Genomic DNA, 21,621 nt, shown 5'->3' with positions numbered 1-21,621 from the left:
CGGCGATAACGAACCGACCGGATACCGAAGGGGAATTTATTTTGAAATCAGCAGGTTGGCGTCTTGCACGAGGGGAAAGCCGCAGCATTGCGGCGGCGCTTTTCTCCGTGCTTCTGACCTCCTGCACATCCACCGGCGACCCGACGATGTCGGTCGTTTCGCCCGCCTACAATTCGACCGCGACCGAAATGAGCGCGTCATCCAGCGCCAAGACCGCGGCTTCGGCCGATTCGTCGTTGCAGGCATCGGCGCCCGCCGAGGCGGCATCGACCGTGATGAGCGAGAGCGATACGCCCCTGCCCGAGAAGGTCGCCTATGTGCCGGAGACGCGGCCGGACGGCACCTTCCCCATCGCCATCCCTGCCGGCGCCCAGGCCATTGCCGGAAGCACGCCGCAACCGCTGGTTCAGCAGGCGCAAACGGCGCAACAGACGCAAGCCGTCGCCCAGCAGGTCGCCGCCGGCGATGCCGCCGCTGTAGCGTCGAAGGCGCAGGCGACCACGCAAGCCATGAGCAACGGCGTCTATGTGACCGCCGGCGAGCCGGCGCAGCCGCAGATCGCCGCGCCGAAGAAGAGCCTGTTCGCCTCGCTGTTCAGCACCACGCCGGCTGCGGCCGCGCCCACCCCCCTGATCAACAACGCGCGCTCCGGCGACCAGCCGGCGGCGCAGGCCAAGACCACGCCGCCGCCGGCCAAGCCGATCGTGACGCTGGCCTCGGCGACCCCGGCCGAGAAGCCGGTGCAACTGGCCTCGCTCGACGACCCGGCCAATCACATCACCGGCGCCGACGCTCTCCCCGGCGTGCGCCAGACGGCGCTGTTCGAGATCAAGCGCAAGTCCGGCATCGACGACGAGAGCGACGTCGACCTCAATGAGGACGAGGGCGGCGGTTCCTACCAGGTGGCGTCGGCCGCCGGCATGGCGAGACTCGCGCCAAATGGTCTTTTGAAGCAGAATGAAAGCGTCGACGTCGCCTGCCTCAAGCCTTCGCTGGTGCGGGTGCTGAAGACGATCGAGGGCCATTTCGGCCGCAAGATGATCGTCACCTCCGGCTATCGCGATCCCTCGCGCAACCGCCGCGCCAACGGCGCCAAGAACTCGCTGCACATGTACTGCGCCGCCGCCGACATCCAGGTGCCGGGCGTCTCGAAGTGGGAGCTGGCGAACTACGTCCGCACGATGCCGGGCCGCGGCGGCGTCGGCACCTACTGCCACACCGAATCCGTCCATGTCGACGTCGGCCCCGAGCGCGACTGGAACTGGCGCTGCCGTCGCCGCAGCGGTGGTGGCGAGGACGGCTGAGCCTGCCCGCCGTTCGTGCACGTCCGGCGCTTTTTTCGTCTAAAGCCACGCGTTTCACGGCGCCGTGAAAAAAGTTGTCGCATGTGGCTGCGGATGGGTTGCCGGTTGGCAACAACGCAATTATAAGCCGCTTCGTCTGAGCGCGCCCATCGTCTAGCGGTTAGGACACCGCCCTTTCACGGCGGTAACAGGGGTTCGATTCCCCTTGGGCGTACCAGTCTTTTCAATGACTTGAATATGATTTGAGATTTGTGGTCCCGATAAGAGGCCCGAAATGAACTGCCTTGCCGGGGTTGGAAGGTCGACGTCGCCAGCCTAAGGTGATCCGCACAGGGGGGCCCGTCGGATGATCATCAAGGTTGAGTTGCGCAGCTTTCGCGGTTTCGAACGTGTCGAGGCTGCCCTCGCCCCTCATGCCTTCGTGTCAGGAGCAAACAGTGCCGGCAAGAGCACGATCATCGAGGCAATTGCATTGGCGGAAGGCTGCGTGCGCCTCGCCAAGCGACAAAATCATCACATGCAGATGTCGTGGGGCGGAGTATTGTTTCCCGCCTATAGGGTCCCGAGTTCGTCGGAGGACGAGGACGACCCTGTTCGTCATGAGTTCCGGAACGACGAGACGAGGATTAAAGCTCGGTGGGAAAGCGGCGCAACGATAGAGATCGTGTGGCCGGACGCTACATATGATCAGGCGCCGTTCTTCGTGCTGCATGACGAGAATGGGCGGGCCATTTCTACCCCTGCCAAGGTCCGCAGCCTGTTTTTGCCGATTGTTCCGATACCGGTCATCACACCACTTGATCGCGTGGAGCAGGTCAAGGACACCAAGTACATCGCGAAGCACTCCAATGGCCGCCTGGCTAGCAGGCACTTTCGCAATCATCTCTGGCGGTTGAGCAAAACGTCCTCGTGGGACGACTTCCGAGGGTTTTGCGAGGACTGGCTACCGGAAATGCGCCTAGAGGACGTCGACCTCGACATGGTTGGCAATCGGATTTCCGTCTTCTATCGCGAACCGGGAAGCCGGATACCAAAGGAACTGTCATGGTCGGGCGATGGCTTGCAGATATTTATACAATTGTTGTGGCATCTCTATAGCGCCAGAGATGCGAGCACAATCATGCTTGATGAACCTGAAGTCTATTTGCATCCCACCTTGCAGAAACGGCTGGTTGCGCTCTTAAACTCCTTGCCTGCACAGATCGTCATTGCAAGTCACTCGTCCCATATTCTAAACGCCGCCCCGCAGGACTGCATTTTGCACGTGGATCGCCGAAGGAACTTGGCAGTGCGTACGGACAGCCTCACGACTTACGCGTACTAGCTAGCGGCGCGTTTGCAGCGGGTGCCTTTCAGGCGTCCGCTGATAGCTATGGAAGCAGGGCTTCTGGCACAATGCCTACGGTCGGCTTACGCCCCACCGGCCGTTATGCCGATGAACTGAATCGATCAGGCAGGCGGATGATCCAATGCCCGGCAGAACAAAGCGCCAGAACGGACCGGAAGAAGAACACACGCACATCGCCATTAGAGTGGAGAGCTGCGAGGTGAGCGTCAAAGCTCGCATCAATCACGATGTTTACGCACCTGAGTATGCTTGGGATTTGGATGATGGCGATCCGCTGTATCAGTTCACAACGCAACTGACAGTGGTAGGCATGGCGACTTATCCAGAAGGACGGGCGGGCGATGCCTATGAATTAGCAATCTATGGCTCCAATTCGGACACACGGCGCCTTAGTGCAACGGTGAAGGACGTGCAGGCGCGTGACGAACACGGTTTGCCGCAATATCGTTCATATCGCGGTAGGCAGATCCCGATTTACAATCCACCCTCAGGCATGGGGCTCATCAAGAAGATCCGCGGCGAGCCACGCTGGACGGCATGGCTTTATGTCCCACCGAACTTTACGAGCGACGCACTCGCCCTGCTGAGCAACGGACGATCACTGTTCTTGGCGATATACGAGCGCAAAAAGGGCGGTACCCGCTGGGTCCAGGGCGTGAGTTTGCAAACGACCGACCCTGCAGAAGAATAGACGACGAATGAGTGCCTCGTTCAGTACTGCCGAGGCGCCGGGCTTCGCGCGACCGGCGCAGATTCAATCCCTGCCCCACCAACTAAATTTCCAAATGGCAACAGATACTTGGGGGCGATCGTGTTAAATAGAATGATGGCCGACTTTCGCGCAACCCTCACCACCATGCCGGCGATGTCCACACGCCCCTTTTGCAGATCGGGTCGAAAATGGAATTGTTGTCGTGCCGATCTGCCGACCTTTAGCGTGTTCATGATTCGACAACACGTTGGGGAGCTGATCAGGGGCGTCGCATGGGCTGAATCAGCTCAGACTGTCGAGAACGGCACGAAGTAGACTAGCCGTCCCCTTGCCCGCCACCATTACCGGTTCGCGCGTTCCCATCGCATCCTTCACACAATAATAGGCCTGATGGCTGCTGCTCTTCCATGCGAAGACAAAAATGTCTGCGGCCTTGGCGAGACTGGTAAGGCGCGCCGTCGCCACCGTGTCTGCATTGGTTTCGACGCGAACGCCGGGAAACATCTCAAGAAGCGCTGCCCTGGCGCGGCGCGCAGCTGCCTCCGCCAGTGTGTAGATCGCAATCATCTTGCCGGACAGGTCGTGCGTTTCGATATCCGCTTCCGCCTGCTCGGGAAGCGTGATCGCACCAAGCACCTCCGAATCGAGCCCATAGTCTCGGCATAGCAATATGAAAGGCAGAACATCCTGGCGCTCAAGGCGATGCGCGAAGAGTTGTGCCTGCCCCACCAACAGGAGAAAGAATTGCCGCCGGGCTGCGCGCGCCGCTTCCCCCGGCGCAGGTGCGATGGCAAGCGCCTCGCAAATATCAAGGCTCCACGTGAGATGCGCGTAGGAGCCTACCCGGAGTTGGACGTCTTCGAGGCCGCTGACGAGATTGCGATAATCGGACGGAGACAGGCCGATCGTCAGCAGTTGTCCGAGGAGCAATTGGAGAAGTTCGAGATCAGTCGGGGTCAAGGTATCGTCAAGGGCTAGCAGGTCGAAGAGTAGGATCGCGATCGGCCTCCCGCTTTCATGCACAGGCGTGCCATCTACAAAGACAGCGTTGAAGATCGCGGGCACCGCGCGACGTGCAGCCTGAGCCGCCTCGCCGGAGAGCCCGCCCAGCAGTCCCGCAAATCGGCTCGATGCAGCGTCATCCCTGGTAATCTGGGCGACGTCCCATGTGAGAGCGTTGTCGAGTGACTGGGCAAGAGCGCTAATGTCGCGGCCAGCGGCGAGGCCTTCAGCCCAGGCAAACCAGCTATCGACTGCGGTTATCGGCGCTTCGTCACGCGCATCCCGCTGTGGCGCGCCCCGCAGGTCGTCGATCCTTTTACGAACGGGGTCGGCCAGGGTCGCGACGAATGCCGGATCGGCCTCGTCGATCCTGGCAAGCAGACTTTGACACGTGTCGTTAGCATCGATGAAAAGCACGCAGGCGAGCAGGCGCTGCACCGAACGCTTGCTCAGCGGCAGGTCGCGATAAAGCGCGAAGGCACGGTCATATTGGCCGTCGTCAAATGCCTGTTCAGCCTCGTCCTCGTCCGAGGCCGAAACTGGTCCTTCCAGGACCGGCGATGGCGCCGGTGCAGAAACAGGCGCGGCAAGCCCTGCGAACAACATGTGACCAGGATCATCGGTCGGTAACAGGGAGGCCAGATCAGTGAGGAGCGCATCGTTTGGCCGGTCGAGCACGCGCTCGAACAGCAGGAAGGCCTTGATCACCCGCGGCGTGCGGATACCGCGTCGGGTCGCGAAAAGACGCGGATAGGGTGTTCCCAGATGCTGCTTGAATGCGTCGAGTAGCGCCGGGGCATCGCCGATCTTCTCCAGATCGTCGAGATACGTCCTGTAGAGTGCCTCGATGATGTCGGCGAGAATCTGCACCGGCATCGGCAGATCGGAGAGCGTCTTGATCAGCCAGTGATCGCGGGCGATCTGCGGCCAAAGACCGAGACCGGCCTTCAGCCGCACATCGAGATACTTGAGGTTCTCCTCGTTCAGGCGCCCCGTCTCGCGCAACTCGGCAATCAAGGCCTCAGCCCGCTCGGCGTCCTGGACTAGTAGCGCACGCTCGAAGTCCGAGCGGATGGCCCCAACCGGTCGCACGGGCATGCGGTTGGTCAGCGGGCGGCGCTGGGCAAGATTGGCAAAGGCGGTCAAACGATCGGCCATCCGCGCGGTCGTCGCGCCGACCGTACCAGAAAAGCGGTAAACGATCCCGTCGTAGCGTTGCCGCATCGCCATTGCCATTGGATCGGGACTGTCCCCGGACATGGCCTCGATCTGGTCGAGATAGGTTGGCCCGAGCCAGCCCATCAGTTCCTTCTTGAGTTCGAAAGCGCCAGCCGGTCCGCGCGTGGTCGCGTACCAGCCGACAATCTCGCCGGAGCGCACAAAGGGCAGCATGATCGGCGTTTGCGGGGGACCGCTGCCGACTAGGTGTAGCCAGGGAAGTATATGATCGATGAGCCCCTGCGGCGCCGTGCGCTGCTCGATACTGTGCCAGTTGAGACCATTGGGCGCGCTGAAGAAGACCTGCAGCCAAGCGACCTCGGACGGTGCGAGATCGGCGATCACTTGTCGACCTCGATATAGGATTCGAAATTTAGGCGCGCTTCGGCGAGCGTCTTTGCATTGGTGTCATAGACGACCATCTCGTCGTTCAACTCGAGGCCGTTATAGGTCAGGTTCATTGACCCTGTGAGCAGACCGCGCTTGAGAAGCACCCCCTTGGTATGAAGGTGCTGGCGCTGGACGATCAGCAGCCGATCGGAAAGTCCTGCCTCTTCGGCTGCCTCGCTGACGGTCGCGATGAAGGCATCATTATGCGTGTCGAAACTGGTTGCGATGCCGAGCGACGTGCCGCGCGCCATCAGGTTGATCGTAACTTCCACGAGACGAACTTCGCGGCTGCCCCATTCAGGATTGACCGACCCGAAGCCACCCGCGCGATTGTCGAACAGCAAGATATTGCTGATCCATGGGCTGACCAGCCAGGCCCGTTCGCCGCCCGGAGCGAGAAGTTCGCCGAGGAGCATCAGTTGCAGCAGTTCACGGATTAGATTCTGGCTTGTGACCGCGCTCTTGAAAATTCGACGTGTCTCGAAGGTCATTGCACGGCCTCCGCGATATCGACATCGACATGATAGGCGCTGCCCGAGCGCCGGACCGCCTGCACGCGGGCAAAGACCGACAGGTAACCCGTCTGCACCGGGTTAGTGGCGAGGAAATTGAAGGCGTCCGCGAGGCGACCGGCCTGGTTCATCGGACAGATGAGCGTTGCGGATCCGGCATCGGCTAGACGTGTCAGGCATTCGCCGGGCCATTTGTCATCCTCAAGATCGATAAACGCATTTTCATGTGCGAGGAACGACATCAACAGCAAGGGTTCGGGTGCTGGCAGGTCAGCAAATTGGGAATAGAGGTGCAATCCGGCCTGGCGGATCTGCGGCCCGCGCGGCCACAGCAAGCCATAGATTACACCGAAGCGCCATTGGGCGGGATTGATCGTGGGCGTGTCGATGCCGGCGAAGCTGAGCGCAGTATCGATGTCGTCGCGTCGTGACAGCCTGTATGCGACGACACGCGCATCCAGTTCAACTCCAAGCCGCTCTTCCTCGGCCGACCAGTGGCGGATAGCACCGAGAAAGAAGGTGTCGCTTTCGCGAGTCGAGCCGGGGCGAAGGACACGGTTAGCGAGCGCGACCATGAAAGCGTGGAAGGTCACGAATCCCTCCGCCGCTAACGTTTCGCGCACGACCGAAAAAGCCCGGTGGCTCTCGGACACCCCATAAGCATCACGGAAGCCGTTCGTCGCCGCCGCCAGATCGCCGTCGGGGTCTCCCTCGACGACCAAACTGAGAAAGCGCTGCAATTGATAATCGCTGAGTGCGAAATCATTGTCGCGCAACGCCGCCGTCATAAGACTATAAAAGCGGCGCGGGTCCTCGGCGTATTGGCGCAGCGCCTCCTCGATCTGACCGTTGCCGCCAGGGGCGGTCTCGCTGATCCAGATTTCGGCGGCCGGTTGATCGGTGAGAACGTCGTCGGACTCACGCGGACCGGGGTCGATATCGACGACGAGGCCGTCTGCGTCGATCTCCGGACAAAGGCTCAATATAGCGTTGAGGGCGGCTGCCGCGGTTGTCGCCGCGAAGCGCTCGCGCAGCCAAGGCTCCCAATTGGCGACGATCGGTTGCCACAGGATCTCCGCAAGGCTAAACAACCTGGTTCGGATCTGCGGGTTGGCGATGTGCAGGGCCAGATCCTGGCGGAGCTTATCCTGAAGGTTGCCCTGGCCGGTGGGATCATCGACGATTGGCGACTGGAACAGGATGTCGAGCGTCTGGCCTAGACTCAGTTCCGCCCGATCGTGCGCCAGATTGTCAGCGGCTTCTTCCAGCCCGATCGCCTTGGCGATCGCCTCGTTGCTGATCGCCGCGAGAAGGAGGTGGGCGAGCCACTCCCGGGCGAAGCGATTGTCGACGGCGTCGAGATAGGATCCGTCGATTGCTTGGTTGTGGAAACGCGCGGTGCGGATCGCTCGGTAGGGCGGATCCGAGTCGGTGCCGAGGCTCGACCAAAGGTCCTGTGGGAAACGGAGGCGCAGACAGAATGCGTCGACCCCGAAGCTGAAGCCAAGCGCAGCGGCGCCTCCGTCCATCTCGTAGCTGAATTTCTTGTTTTGTGACGTCCCGTCGCGATAGCGGATGCTAGCGTCGCTCCCGATCGCCATACGCCGCGCTTCTGCCGCACTGAGGTTCTGATGGGTGTAGAAGCGGGCATCGGCAATGAAGGGAGCCCATGGGCTGCCTATCGGCGACGCCAGGACCAGACCGACTTCGCGGGCTACGATCTGCGAACGCCAGCGCAACCGCGCGTTCGAGGTGTCGACCACCGTACTGGCGGGTTGCTGGACCAGAAATTCGCGCGGCCGATAGACCGGTAGCGGCAGGACGTCCCCATTGGTCGTCCGAACCCGCCATTCACCGATGAGGTCGGCCCGCACGTAGGGCGCGAGATCGACGCTTTGCGCGACATTCTGGTCGAGTTGCGGACAAATCCAGTGCCGTTCAAGAGCATGGCTGATGCCGTAGCGCCGCGAGACGCGGCCGGCCGCATATTCCTTCATCGCCTGCGAGATCGGCATGACGACACGCTCGGGCGTTGCTCGACCCGACTGGCCGAGCACGATCTCGACTTCGGGCAGGTTGAGATCACTGAACAGGTTGGCCGGAGCGAACTCGGGCAAGGGCGAGTTGCCGACATGATAGTCGGCGCCTGCCTCGCCATAAGCTGACCAGCGCGATTCTAGCCGGCGCAACGCGGTCGGTAGCACCTCGACCAGGAGCGGGCGCGGATGGTCCCAAAGCAGGGCTTCGATCTCGTCGCGGTCAAGCTTGAGAGCCTGTCCGAGATAGTCTGCATAGCGTTCGAGGTCGGCTTCGGTGGTGAGAATGCCGCGGATGAGGTCGGCCAGTTTCGTCTGGCGTGCGCGCTGGTTGGGCGTGCCAGCGGGTCCGTACATGTTGATCCACACGCTGCCGCGCGGGTTTGTGCCGATCACCAGGCTGAGGTAATCGAGCGTCGCGTAAACCGCCTGGATACGTTCGACATAGCGATTGCTGATTGGCAGCGATCGGGCAGCGATCTCAGGGTCGAACAGCAGGTCATAACCCTGATAGGCGAGCCGATCGCGGCCATAGTCGGACAAGATCACGACCGTCCAAGGGCGCATGCGTCCCGAACGCCCAGCCCGGCCTTTACGCTGGAGAAATTGGGCGACGTCGTTGGGAGACTTGTGCTGGATGACGGCGCCGACGAGCGGGTCATTATAGCCGACCTCGAGCGACGCGGTCGCAACGATGATATCGAGATGACTGCCGACACCCGGGTCCATAGACATGACGCGGCCGACGGTCTTGCGATCGTTGGATTGCAGAGTGTGACCGATGTCGACAGCGGCCTGCCAATCTTGGCCATGAAGCTTGCGATGTTCGCTCGCCATCGGCGTGCGCAAGGAGGCAAGCCCACCATTGGGGTGACGGTTCATGTCGATCCGGCCGCTGCTTTGCCGTCCCTCGGCATCAAGCATGGCGAAGAACATGCGGTTGATGACATCGAGATTGTCGGCGAATAGGAACAGCCGTTCGCCAAAGACGCCTTGGCTCCGGCGCAGGTCAGGTGCATCGAGCATTCGGGAGAGCAACATGGCCGACTGGATCGTGGTCGACAGAAGCGCGGTACGGGAAACGGGGTCGCCGCGAAGCGCCAGCAGATACTCCGCGCCCTCTGCGATCATATCGCGGGTCCGGGGGGCGATCTCAAGAGAGGCCTGTTCGTGCAGTCCGGTCAATCGCGCAAAGAAGCGCGCCCCGTCGGCGAGCGTCGCCGAGAGGCCGACGAAACTGACCGACCGGCGCAGTAGTCGGCGCCATCGGCGTAGCAGGAACGCGACCTGCGCGCCCGATGTACCGGCATAGGTATGGACTTCGTCGAGCAGCATGAGTTCGACAGGGCGTTCACAGCGATCACCTAGGCCGAACAGGTGGCGGACACGGTCATCGCCCATCCGCTGGTTCAGCATCTCGGTCGTAGTGAACAGGATGTCTGGGCTCTCGCGCTCGAGCCGTTGACGCGTAAGGATAATCTCGTCGCTTTCGATTGAGGCGGCGCAGGTCTGGCAGACCAGGCGTTCGGCCCCGGCCCTGCGATCCAGGTTATGCCACAGCATATCGCCGTCACAGCCATCGGTCGGGCAGCGCAGATAGTCGCAGATCAAGCCGTCCGCGTGGCGACGCCAACCGGTGCGGGCCTCAGCGTCGGCGGCGTCCTTCGGCGTCGGGCCGAAATAGGTGCCGATGAGGATCTTGCGACAGCCCTGTTGCAACAGGCTGGCGTCGAGCCGCCGTGCCTGACTGTAGACCTCGGCGAACTGGTCTTTGAGCAATTCGTTGCGCGGGTAGAGCGCGAGCACCTTGACCCAGCGACTGGCGGAGGAATCGCGCCGGATGTGCGATGCAATCCGAGCGAGTGAAGGTAGATAGAACGCGAGGGTTTTTCCGCTTCCGGTCCCGGCGCTGACCAGCGTCGCGATCGAGTTAGACTGCTCGAAACCGGCCAAGATGCGAGCGGCGGCATCGACCTGGAAGCTGGCTAGGCCGAAATCGGGGCCGTAGCTGTTGATTAGGGTCGACAGAGCATCGCGCGCAGAGGCGTCGGACGTTGCCGCCTGAACCTGAATGCGCGCTTGCTCGGCCGAGATTTGCCGGCGCGGATAACGCCGTCGGCGCCAGATGAAGCGGAAGTCCGCGACGAGCGTCGGCGCGGATTGCCAGCCAATCAGGCCCCGATGCTGCGGAAACAACTGCCTGAGCCGAAAAAATAGTCGGACCGCTTCCGCCATCCGCGAGCGAAAGCGGCTGGTTTCGCCGTCGCCGATGTCGAACAGCAGCGCGCGATCGCGAAGCGCTGCCACGACTTCGGCGACACTGACGAAGGTCAGACCGTCGGCATAAGCGGTGTCGTCAAGCAGGGGGTCAATGAGTTCGCCGAGTTCCCCAAGCGTCAGAAATCCATCAACGAGGCCCCAGGTGAGCAGCCGTGCTTCGCGCTGTTCTATCCGATCCAGGCTGGTGAGGAGGAGTTTTTCATCGCCGTTCATGCGCGATCCGATGATTTGACGCGATAGGCGTCGAGACTCTCATTTTCGCGCAGCCACGCGAGCACCTCGTCAGTCAACAGGCTGATCGGAGCACCAAGAACGGACTGTACCGCCTCGAGAAACGCCTTCACCTCGGGCGCGACATGGAAATCGAACGCCTTCGCAACGCCTTCGAGTTGGCTGCCCAGTGTTCGTGCTCGCTCGATTGTCGCCTGATCGGGAGGCAGGCTGTCGAAGAGTGCTTTAAACTGGCTATAGAGGCCCTGATAGACTTTGAGTGCTTCCTGGTTCGGCTTCGTCTTGGCCAGCTTGGACTCGATCGCTGCAGGCGTATCGCCGCTGAACAGGCTGGTCCGCTCGGCCTTCCAGGCGGCGGTGACCGCCGCCTGGAGATCGCGTGCTGCCGAGTCGATCTCCTCGAGCATTGTCGGCCATGCCTGGCCCCTTTTGAGTGTTGCGGACTTTGGTGTCACTGCAAAGCGCTCGAGCACGGTAGTCGCCTTTTTGCGGACCACAGCGCCGCTCGGGGGGTCGACAATGGTGATGCCGGCCTTGGTGAGTAGGCGCCTCTTCTCGGCTGAGCCCGAAAATTTCTCGACGTGCCGGGCAAGTTGGCCCCGTAGGCCTTCCAGGTCGGCGGCTTCAGCCACGTTGGAACTCATCTCATGAAGGCGGCTCAGACGAGCGCGTAACGCCGACGCACGGGCAGGCAAGGTCGTGCTCATGGCGTCGCCTCCTGCGCATCGGGTTGGGCGATGGTGGTCAGCATCGCGGTGATTTCGGCAACGAGCGTGGCAGGATCGGCCTGCCCCCGATTTGCCTCTTCGCGCGCGACACTGTCCTCCGCCGCCTTGATCAGGCTTGTCGTGTGGCCGAGAAAGGTCATGGTTCGATCGATCAGCCCGAAGTCGAGCGCGCCGAGGCTATTGAGTGCTTTGGGAATCTGATCGAGGTCGCCGTCGACGATCGTGGCAACTTTGCTCACCAGATCCTTGATCGCACTGGCCTGAAATTCGATCAGTCTGCGCTCGAACTCTTTGAGTGTGATGAGCAGATTGATATGAGTGCCAGTCATGGCGAGCAGGCGGCCGATGTCATGGAGATCGGCAACGAACGCTGCCTTGTCGAAGCTGTCGTCGATATAGGCGCTAATCTGCGCATTGAACGATTTGAGCTTAGCGACTACCGGGCTGAGTTGATTCTTTAAACGCACCTCGGCAATCGGACGGATGAAGTCTTTGACGTCTTGGGGCAGCTGGTCACCCCCCCCTCGTGCGGCGGCGTCATCGCCGAGCGCGTCGATCAGGCGGACGATGTCGATCCCAAAAGCTGTGCGCCCAGTCCCTTGGAAAGCCGCCGTCCGCTCGAGCAATTCGGTCTGCAGCCGCTCGCGTCCCGGCTTGTCGTCGATCGCTGCCGAGGCGTTCGACCGGAGCCGATCCCAACTCTCCTCGAAGATCTGTGTTGCCTTCGGCTCGGGTTTGGCAAAGAGCGCCTTTAGCGCTGATTCCGATGTTGTGGGCTTGAGTGCGGGTTCGAGCCCGATGATCCTCGACTGGGTGATGAGGGCGCGGCTAAGGGCGGCCGCCTGATCGTGCGCGGCTCGTACCAAAATCGGATTGAGTTGGGCGATTAGCCGATCAACGATCGTAGCACTTGCGATATAGTCATCGTCCGCTTGTGCATATGACCAGCGGCGGTTGTTGACGGTGGCGAAGCGGAAGGCGGCCAGCAGGCCCGCACGCACCGAGCCATCGGCGTCCTTTGCGTCGTCGGCGACTGAAATCTTCGTGTTCAGGTTGCCGCGCGCCTGCGGAATCTCTATCCAGTTTGGCGGAAGATCGACAGAGCGCATTCGGAGAGCCGGCCAGTCGATAGCATCGCGGACCATGTCCATCAGCGCCTTGCGCAACTCGTTGGCATCCCGCTGCTCAAGAGCAGTACCACCGGACCATTTCTCCAGCTTGACGCGCAGGTCGGTAACGCGCGGATCCTCGGTGGCCATGTCCACAACACGCGTGGCGACTTCGGCCCCACCACCCTCGGTCTTGCCCTCGCTTGTCGTGGGAGGTGCAGGAGGCGGTGGCGCGACGAAGCCAATATTGGCAAGTTCGCTCGGCGGTGGCAGGTGAAAGGCCGTAAAAATCGCCGGCGAGATATGCTTGATCGCCGCTACGTCGGGCGGGTTGCCGCCCCAGAGCGCGAGAAGGGTTGAAAGCCGGCCGCTGACCGAATCGGGCTGATGGGTCTGCTTGATCCAGCTTGCGAGAGTGGCGTTCGGCCGAAAGCCCTGGAACTCGGGCGTCGGGAAGTTGTGAGCTTCGAAGCTCTTGCGCAATAGCAGAGTCGACCGCAGGATCTGGTTGATGACGCGCCGCGGATTGAGTTCGAGCTTCCCACCTTTGAGCAGAATGCGGCCGGCAAGCGCATCGATTGCTTCGCGGTTGAACGGAAAGAGCGGCGCGCCATTGCTCGCGCTTCCAAATGCGGCGACAGCGTCGCTGTCGGCTTCGTTAAGATCCTCGTCGCGCCACAACGGCAACCAGTCGGTGAGCGACTGTTCCGGCCCACGCTGCCTGAAGAGGCGCTTGAGATCGGCGCTCCCCCAGCGGGCGGCATTGAGATAGGCGCCGACCATATCCACGACGCTTGCCTTGATTTCGTCATCGCCCTGCAGTCGGCCCCCGATAACCCATTCCCAGCGGGCGCGGGTCAGGATCGTATCGCGGAAATTCAGATGACCGTCGGTGAGTGCGAGCGCCGTGCGCATGGTCGCGCGCACTTTTTCGCCGGCATATTCGCCTTCCTGAATGCAGACCTTAAGCAGTACCTCCTGAATGCCCGCAAGCGCCGCAAAATCCTCGACGAGAAGGACCAGATCCTTGCCTTCCTGGAACAGGATCTCGCGAACCGAGAGGATGATCTCCTGCAGCGTAATGCCGCCCGTGCTCTGCTCGAGTTGAAAGACATTGCTGATCGCCGGATCAATCGCCTTGTTCAGCAAGTCGACCGCTGGCTCGAGCCGTTCGAGCCCGACCATGGCGATGTTGACCTTGTAATAGTCGCGGACCCTCTGGGCGGCCTTGCTGATATCCACCTCCTTGGGAAGGATTAGATCGGACGCGACAAAACGAGACAGCGTATCTGCCTGCTCGACTTCGCCCGATCGCCCACTCAGCGCGCGAGACAACACTCGGGCGAGGATGGTCTTGAAATGCTCGGCGAGCGCTGCGTCCGAAAAGAGCTTCGGCAAATCCCCAGAATACCCGATCAGTTGGCGTAGGTCGCTTCGGTCGGGATTTTGCTTGAACTCGGCGATCAACTCAGCGCGGCGCGCTGTAAGCGCATTTTCGAGGTGGGCGCGAAAGGTGACGACGGCACTATCCAGGTTCACCTCTGCAACCGCGCGAGTGAGATCCTGCCAAGGCTTGGTGTATTGGGGATTGTCCTTGAGCGGCGCAAGGATCAGTTCGACGACGGTGCGCAGGCTCGCACTCTTGGGGATGCGGATGATGTGATAGCGATCGCGCTTCGCAGAACGCTGCAATTGGGCATCAAGCCAGCGGACAATATGTGACTTGCCCACTCCGGAGACGCCGGTGATGGGCAGGAGCACGTAGCCGCCGGGAACATTTTCGGTGGTGAAGGCTTCAAGCAGATCCAACTCGGTCGCCGGCGTTGTGACCTCACTACCTTCGGCGCGCCGCACGATCGCAACGGGCTGGTGAACGGCGAGCAGCACCGCTGCATCGGCGGTCTCCGCTTCATTCTTGATGCAAGCGTTCACTGCATCGGCATCGGGCCAATAGCTTTCGAGCATTATTTGCCCTTCCTTGGGGCGATGCGTCGGACATGCGTCATCCGGAGCCAAAGCCGCTGCTCGGCACCCACCAGGTTTACGCCCGCTTCGGTGTCACTACGCTGTTCAGTCGCGATCGCGCCCTCATACCCAAGCCGCCGGATCGCACGCGACAGTGCAGTTGAGAGGGTGTTCGAAGGTGGCCTAGTCCAAGTCGAACCTTTGAGGAGATCCTCGATGTGCTTGCGATAGGACCCACCATCGAGGACGGGGAGCACTTCGGCGATGCGATCGACGAACAGTGTTGCAGGAAGCGTTTGCTCCGTGCCAAAGACCTCGTCTAGGCTTTCGCGCAAGGCCTGAGTCGGATCGATGGTGACCGGCGACCCGTTTCGCGCGAAGCCGAGATAGATCATCCACGTCCGCAGGCCGTTCCATCGCGTATCGTTCTGGAGCATCCTCTTTGCCTTGTCGGCGACCTGACTGCCCTCAAGGGCATCAATCCTGGCATGTGAACTGGTGTCGATCGTGTAAATGTCCTGGGCGAGGATCCACGAGAGGCCGCGATTTAGATCGGCGCTTTTATTCTCCTCGGCTTCAAAGAAACGCAGGTTGTTCTCTGGCGCGAGCGCGATCGTCCGTAGCACCTTCGGCAGACGGCTTTCGGCAATATCGGGATTCTTGCCAAGGACCGTCCGATAGGGTTCGCGCAGGCTGACTAGTTTGTCCTCGATCGCAAAAAGGCCTAGTTCGGTCCAGCGGTTGAGCGTCTGGGTCAAATGCTTTGGATCCAGGCCATCGACGCCGAGGCCGCATGCGCCAAGCAGGTCTTCGCGGCTCGTTGTACTGAGGCGGACCAGTGCGCGGGCGAGGACAATCGCGACGTTGAACAGCCCGTCGCTTGGCATGTTCAGGATGCTCATCGCCGTGCCCCTGCCTTAAACTGGTCGAATGTGAGGACGTTGTTGCCTGTCTCAATCAGTCGCCGACCCGGGTGGAAGGGATCGGCCGTCGAGGCTGTCGCGATCATGATATGGAGCGGCCGGACGAGCAGCATGAGCGGCTCGGCCGAAACATGGTCGCCAATGACGGAGGCGCGAGCCACTCGATAGACGGTTGGCTGCGAAGCGGCCTCTTCCTCAAGCGACTGGACCAGCAGTATGCGGTCGGGCGCTCGCCGATGCAACTGCCTGATGCCGTCGAACTCACGCATCGCATCAGGGACCGCAATCTCGCGAATCCCAAACGTCGAGACGAGATCTGCCAAGATGTCGACGATTTGCGCCGACCTGACCTCCTCGGGTAATGCGATGATCACCGGGGAGGTGATCGACAGGTGCGGGAAGCGCAGCCGGAACAGGCTGGTGTCGGGCGCCTCGACATCCTCAATGCCGAACGAGTTAGGCTCGCTGTAGAAGGGATCAGCGCGGTGAGTACGCCGATCGGCCGGGCAACCACCACACGCGCGTGACACGAGGACGGTGCGCCGAGGTTTATGGCTCGTATAGAGATCATGTAAGAGATCCGACACTTCGGTTTTGCCGTTCAGCAAGGCATCCAGAAGGCGGCCGCCTGACGAGGCCGCGGCGAGCGACCTCGTCCGCTCGCCGCCTATGCGGTCGTCGAAGACTGCTTGATTGCGGTGCCCCATTTCGGACACGCTCACCACAGCCTGCATAAAATATTGTGACCAATGCTCTTCATTGCGTATTTCGTAATCGGCATCAGTTTCATCTTCGTTTCGCGCTATCAGGTCTGGCGGCCGCGACTCAAGCTTGAGCATATCGGCACGCGCCATCATTATCAGTGTGCGCATATTCCAGGCAGCGTTATAGTCGGTCTGGCGGTAAAGCCGTTTTGGCACCGCATTCAAGTCGATCTGAAGTAGGGTTCCCATGGCATTTAGAGGGGTGGCGGACGCCGACATTGCCAACCATCTGTCGAACCCCAATTCATCGCTGATCAGCGACGGTGCCGCCAGTCGATCGGCGATCTCGCGATCGACATCGGAATAGATGATGAGTGACGCCGAGTTGCGCCCGTCGCGGCCGCCTCGCCCGACTTCTTGATAGAAACGATCGAGCGTCTCGGGCACCGCAGCGTGGATAATTGTCCGGACGTCCCCTTTGTCGATGCCAACGCCGAAAGCTGAAGTAGCCACGATGATGTCAAGTTCGTTGTCCGCCCATTGGTCGATGATGCGCCGGCGTATGGTGTCATTGGTATCACCATGGAAGGTCGCGCAGCGCGCAAACCCGGCCCGGCGCAGCCGGCCCAGCCATTCTTCGGCATCCTCACGCTTGGTGAGGTAGAGGATACTCGGCCTCGGCGCATGGCGAAGCGCCTCGAGCACCTTAGTCGTCTTTACGGCGGGATCGCCCTCGCGGTGGATCCAATATTGGGGCTCGGGACGCAGATGGATCGATGCGGCCATCTGGACGGTCTCGGCAGGGCCAAACAGCGTATCAATAGTGGTGACGGTTTCGGACGTTAGCGTCGCCGACATCAACACCGTCTTGAACGGTCTGTCGCCACATTTGGCGAGCAGCCCTCGCCTGATCCCCGCCAACATCTGGAAGGCGGGTCTGAATCCGTCGCCCCACTGGCTAATAAGGTGAGCCTCGTCAATGACAAGATAGGCGAGCAATCCCGCTTCCGCCGCGTCGTAAAGGGCGGGAAGCAAGGCTCCCGTCACCCCTTCCGGCGAACAATAGAGTATGCCTTGAGTGCCCTGCCGGATCATCGATTTGACACCGAAACGCTCCTCACCACTAAGGCCGGCATGCCACGCCAAGATGGGAACTTCGCGACGGGGAAAACGCGCCTTTAGCAGGTTGGTGGTCTGGCGTGCTTGATCGAGCGCAAGCGCGGTGGTCGGCACGACACAGATTGTCACGGGCCCTTCGAGACCGCGCACGAGGACCGGGGCCTGTGCGACGAAGCTTTTGCCAGAGCCAGTGGGGAGCGCAATGATCAGTGTCTTGCCCGGCGGCAGCAGGAATGCGCTGCGGACGGCCTCACGCTGCCCCGGTGACATATAGCAATCGAAGCCGCTCACCTCTTCCAGGAAGGGATCGATCGGCCGACGCCCGTCGAGCCGCACATCGCGTTCGGCGAATGCGTCTTCGAAAAGTGGCGCATCAATGTCGTCCACCCAGTCCGGCGACCACGGGACGGCGTCGAGTAGATAGTGGTTACCGACGCGTTGGGCGCGGACGCCGAATTGCGACCACTGATCTCGATTGGGCCAGTCGCTATTGGACGGCACCCGGAGGCGCGCGGTTGATCCGGACTGCAACGAATGTCGGCGCAACACATGGCGCAGTAGCACCATTAGGTCGCTCCACTCGTGAAAGACAGCCACCGCCTGAGCGGACTGAAGTATCTGGCGGGTCCGCTCGAACACGCCGTCGGCACTTTTAGGTGGAACGGCTACAGTTGGCCATTTATCGAGAAGATCGTGCAACGATGAAAAGTCGAGACTGTCCATCAGACCCGTCCGTCGATTGCGGCGGTCGTCGCTGGATCGCCGGTCAGGAAGCAGGCGATGACCGCGTCGACGCGCACCGAGGGTGCGCTGATTCCGGCGTCGAGCGCATCGGCAAGATCGCGCTCGATTTGCCATTCCGTTTCGGCGGTAGGATCGCTCCGACGGTCGGCACGGGCACGCAATTGGCCGAGACGCCCATAGTCGACTGCGGTCGACCTATTACGGGCTTCGACGAGGCCGTCCACGAGCGCCGGCAATTGGCGCAACGCTATCTCGGCCTGACTGCGCGCCTGCCAGCAGATCGCAGGCCAGTCGGTCATCTGGGGGAGGCGCAGCCGACCAAGCTGGTTCCATCGCTTCGGGTTAAGGTTGAAATCGCGACCAGCCTGTTCTGCCGCAACCGGGCGGTAGGGTAGATCGAGCTTGACAAGCAGCGTCGCGTCCGTCACCCGCTCCATCTCCTGATCGAGCCAGATCGTCTGGAAAAAGGGTGGTAGCGCCATATCACCGCGGCGCGTGACCGCTGCCTCGCCGGCGGCGCTCAGTCGGTCCGCTGCCGCCAGCACTGAGCGCGCACCGGCGAGGTCGGGCTCGACGATAAAGTCGAAGCGAAAATAGAGGTCGACGGTACCCTCGCCCTGATGCCCCGGAAAGTACCGCCACATCGCGCTTGACCGTCCACGATCATCGATCTGCGAGAGGTCCCACATGCCGTCGATGAAGGGCTCCCCATAGCGCAACAAACGGGCTTGTGCGGCCCTGCCTTCGCGTCCGAGCGCGGTGCGACGTCGGTACGTCACTGGGTAGGTTTTTACCGTGCGCGTGAGACGAGCCTCGACTGAGGTGTCCATCGTGGCGGAAAAGCGGTTCAGAAAGGTCTGAAGCGGAACCAGCGTATGCGGTTGCCCCGTCACGTAGCGATAGCAGAAGGGAAGTGTGCCAGGCGCCTGCTCCTCGCGACCGCCCTGTCCTGGGTCGCGCGCGAACATTAGGTTGGTCTCGATCCAGGCCGAGGCAGCAGAATCAATCTCTCGCCATCCTTCGTCGATGTCGCTGAGGGCATCCAGCATGTCGTAGGATGGAGCGCCCAGCGCATCTAGCGCGTCCTGCTGATCAATGGCGGCGATTTCACGCTCGATCCTGCCGTCTTCACCCCGGCTCTCGGCGATGAGATCGATGATCGCCTCGGGGCCTTCGCGAAACAGCGATGACGCGAAGGTCCGAGTCATCTCTTCGATGATGTATTGGAGGCTCGCGACCGAACGATCGAAGATCCTCAAGGCTTCATCGAGGTAGTTGACCCAGGCGGTCTCATAGGGATTGTCGCGGCAGGCGAGGACAATCGAGCGCACCGCGTCGCCGGCCCCATAGCGGTCGGCACGCCCCAAGCGTTGTTCGATCCGGTTGGGATTGAACGGCAGATCATAATGGATGACGATCTTTCGTCCGCCCTGAAGATTAAGACCCTCTTCAGCACGGTGATCGCACACCAGGATTGGCCGCGCCGGATCTCGATTGAACGCCATCCAGTCTTCGTGCTCGGGATCATGCCGATCGACCGGCAGGCCTAGATCACTGGTAAGCGTCTTCGCTAGCCGGTCGGCCGTCTCGCTGTCGGTGCAGAAGATGACAAACTGCTGCCGGGGACCGAGCAAGGGCTTGATCGCCGCAACCAGCGCGGATACCCGATCGTCGAACGCCTCCTCGCCTGATAACCCCTCCACTATGCCAGCGAAACGCGCGCTGTCGCCGACGAGAAGGGTCTGGCGTGCGAGAAAACCGACATCGCCAGCGCCCGAAGATGCATATTCCTGTATCCGCTCAAGCGTCTGGAAGAAGATGCGTGTTCGGTCGGTCCGCGTTGGCTCGCCATTGACTGTTGTCGCTTCCTCGAAGCGCCAATATTCAGCCGCGTGGTATACACGCGCGGTGGCAGAACTGCCGTAGTCCACTCGGATCGTGCCCGACCGGTCTGGGGTAAGACCGATGATGTTGCGCCGTCGGTGGCGCAAAATCCTGCGGTGGAGGCGATAAACCTCGCTGATGTGCGCGCGCACCCGGCCGATCGCGTTGATCAATTCGGGATCGGATTCGTCCGGCAACCCATCAACGATGATGCGTAAAGCCGCGACATGGGTCTGCAGCAGATGGTCGTCGGCAAAATGTTCGGCGAGTTGGTCGAGTGTACGGTCGAGATAGAGAACGTTTTCCGGCGCCAAGCCCGCAACGATCTGCGCGAGCATTTGACGGCTGGCGACCCGGCGACGAAACCCAGACTCGTCATCGAGCGCGTAGGTGTCGGGGTCGAGTAGATGGAGCATTTCGAGGAAACCACCCTCATTGTGAAGAGCCGGCGTGGCGGAGAGCAACAGGACACGTTCGATCGCCGGTGCCGTGGCCGCGATGTCCGCATATAGATCATAGTCAGATTCTGCTCTCCTACCCGTCAGATGATGAGCCTCGTCGATCACCAGCATAGTGGCGCGGGCGAGAAGTGGACGAATGGCATCGTGATCACTGGGTCCAATCACGCGGATGCGGCGGTCGAAATCGGCCCCGAGGAAGAATTTTTCGTCAAGTTCGTGGCGCCACTGAGAAACGAGTGCGTCGGGAACGATAATCAAAATGAAGGCGCTATCGCCGCAGTCAAGGATGCATTGGCGGATCAATATGCCGGCTTCGATTGTCTTGCCGAGTCCAACTTCGTCGGCAAGCAAATAGCGCTGCACCGGGTCCTGGAGAATACGGCGAACAACCTCGATCTGGTGGGCCTCGAGTTCGACCGCAGAAGATATTAACGCGGACATCCCCATAGTTACCCCTCGCTGGGCCATGACCGAGCGGACGAACCCGCTGCGACCATCGGAAAAGCGTGGCGTTTCATTGATCTTAGCGGCGAGGAAAGCTGTGGGATCGACGATTGGGTGATTCCATCGAACGTTCACGTGGGCAACCGAGAGCCATCGGTCGGATCCGTTGGGGAATCTGCAATATTGGCGGATACCATGATCATCGAGCAGTCGCCCGATTTCCCAAGAGGAAAGTGCGGCGTTGTAGTGATAGATCCGTGTCTGTTCGGGAAGCGTGACCGCCTCAAGATCGGCGACACCTACGTCGACTGAGATTGCCGGGTTCCAGGGCGCGTCGAAAAATTCGACTGAGCAAATGTCGCCGCTCCGACCGATTGCCTTCCCAACACCAAGTGCAGCACGCTCACCCCGGAGCACCCTCACGAACACCGAATCCCCCCCACGCTATTGATGGATGAGATATTATCGTCTCAACTAGCTATATTCATATTCAATTTGAAAAACGCC

Annotated in this window: 11 protein-coding genes and 1 tRNA gene; 4 read left to right on the top strand and 8 right to left on the bottom strand. The window is 61.1% G+C overall.

Annotated features, from left to right (window positions below):
• Positions 1-146: 146 nt before the first annotated feature.
• The 4 genes from FJ430_RS18100 to FJ430_RS18085 all read left to right on the top strand — a co-directional run bounded on the left by FJ430_RS18100 (position 147) and on the right by FJ430_RS18085 (position 3,343).
• Positions 147-1,304 carry a YcbK family protein gene (locus FJ430_RS18100; RefSeq protein WP_181175507.1) on the top strand — a complete coding sequence of 386 codons (1,158 nt, stop codon included), beginning with the start codon at positions 147-149 and terminating at the stop codon, positions 1,302-1,304.
• A gap of 142 nt (positions 1,305-1,446) precedes the next feature.
• Positions 1,447-1,521: transfer RNA gene (locus tag FJ430_RS18095), tRNA-Glu, on the top strand.
• Between the two features lie 129 nt (positions 1,522-1,650).
• Positions 1,651-2,628, top strand: coding sequence for an AAA family ATPase (locus tag FJ430_RS18090; RefSeq protein ID WP_140708006.1), 978 nt, complete (start codon positions 1,651-1,653; stop codon positions 2,626-2,628).
• A gap of 145 nt (positions 2,629-2,773) precedes the next feature.
• Positions 2,774-3,343 carry a hypothetical protein gene (locus tag FJ430_RS18085; protein WP_140708008.1) on the top strand — a complete coding sequence of 190 codons (570 nt, stop codon included), beginning with the start codon at positions 2,774-2,776 and terminating at the stop codon, positions 3,341-3,343.
• A 303-nt stretch (positions 3,344-3,646) separates the two neighbouring features.
• Here the strand turns inward: FJ430_RS18085 and dpdD are convergent, their stop codons facing one another.
• From dpdD to dpdE, 8 genes are read right to left on the bottom strand one after another with little or no spacing between them, the layout of a single operon-like run.
• Positions 3,647-5,929 (bottom strand): protein DpdD, encoded by a 2,283-nt coding sequence (gene dpdD / locus FJ430_RS18080; protein WP_140708010.1) that lies wholly within the window; start codon positions 5,927-5,929, stop codon positions 3,647-3,649.
• Positions 5,926-6,465, bottom strand: a complete 540-nt coding sequence (gene dpdK, locus FJ430_RS18075) for a phospholipase D-like domain-containing protein DpdK (RefSeq protein ID WP_140708012.1) — start codon at positions 6,463-6,465, stop codon at positions 5,926-5,928. Before dpdK ends, dpdD begins: the two co-directional genes overlap by 4 nt.
• Entirely contained in the window at positions 6,462-11,015 is a 4,554-nt protein-coding gene (gene dpdJ / locus FJ430_RS18070; RefSeq protein ID WP_140708014.1) for a protein DpdJ, read from the bottom strand. The genes dpdK and dpdJ overlap by 4 nt, the downstream gene beginning before the upstream one ends.
• Positions 11,012-11,740: a hypothetical protein gene (locus tag FJ430_RS18065; RefSeq protein ID WP_140708016.1), complete on the bottom strand. Its 729-nt coding sequence runs from the start codon at positions 11,738-11,740 to the stop codon at positions 11,012-11,014. The genes dpdJ and FJ430_RS18065 overlap by 4 nt, the downstream gene beginning before the upstream one ends.
• On the bottom strand, positions 11,737-14,835 hold the full coding sequence (dpdH, locus tag FJ430_RS18060; RefSeq protein WP_140708018.1) for a protein DpdH: 3,099 nt from the start codon (positions 14,833-14,835) through the stop codon (positions 11,737-11,739). Before dpdH ends, FJ430_RS18065 begins: the two co-directional genes overlap by 4 nt.
• Positions 14,835-15,737: a protein DpdG gene (dpdG, locus tag FJ430_RS18055; RefSeq protein ID WP_140708020.1), complete on the bottom strand. Its 903-nt coding sequence runs from the start codon at positions 15,735-15,737 to the stop codon at positions 14,835-14,837. Before dpdG ends, dpdH begins: the two co-directional genes overlap by 1 nt.
• Positions 15,734-18,304 (bottom strand): protein DpdF, encoded by a 2,571-nt coding sequence (gene dpdF / locus FJ430_RS18050; RefSeq protein WP_181175502.1) that lies wholly within the window; start codon positions 18,302-18,304, stop codon positions 15,734-15,736. The genes dpdG and dpdF overlap by 4 nt, the downstream gene beginning before the upstream one ends.
• Complete coding sequence (gene dpdE / locus FJ430_RS18045) at positions 18,304-21,543, bottom strand: protein DpdE (protein WP_140708024.1); 3,240 nt, start codon at positions 21,541-21,543, stop codon at positions 18,304-18,306. Before dpdE ends, dpdF begins: the two co-directional genes overlap by 1 nt.
• Positions 21,544-21,621 lie beyond the last annotated feature (78 nt).

Origin of the sequence: Mesorhizobium sp. B2-8-5, from assembly GCF_006440675.2 — a bacterium.
Classification (GTDB): Bacteria; Pseudomonadota; Alphaproteobacteria; order Rhizobiales; family Rhizobiaceae; genus Mesorhizobium.
This window is presented reverse-complemented; position numbering and strand designations above follow the sequence as displayed.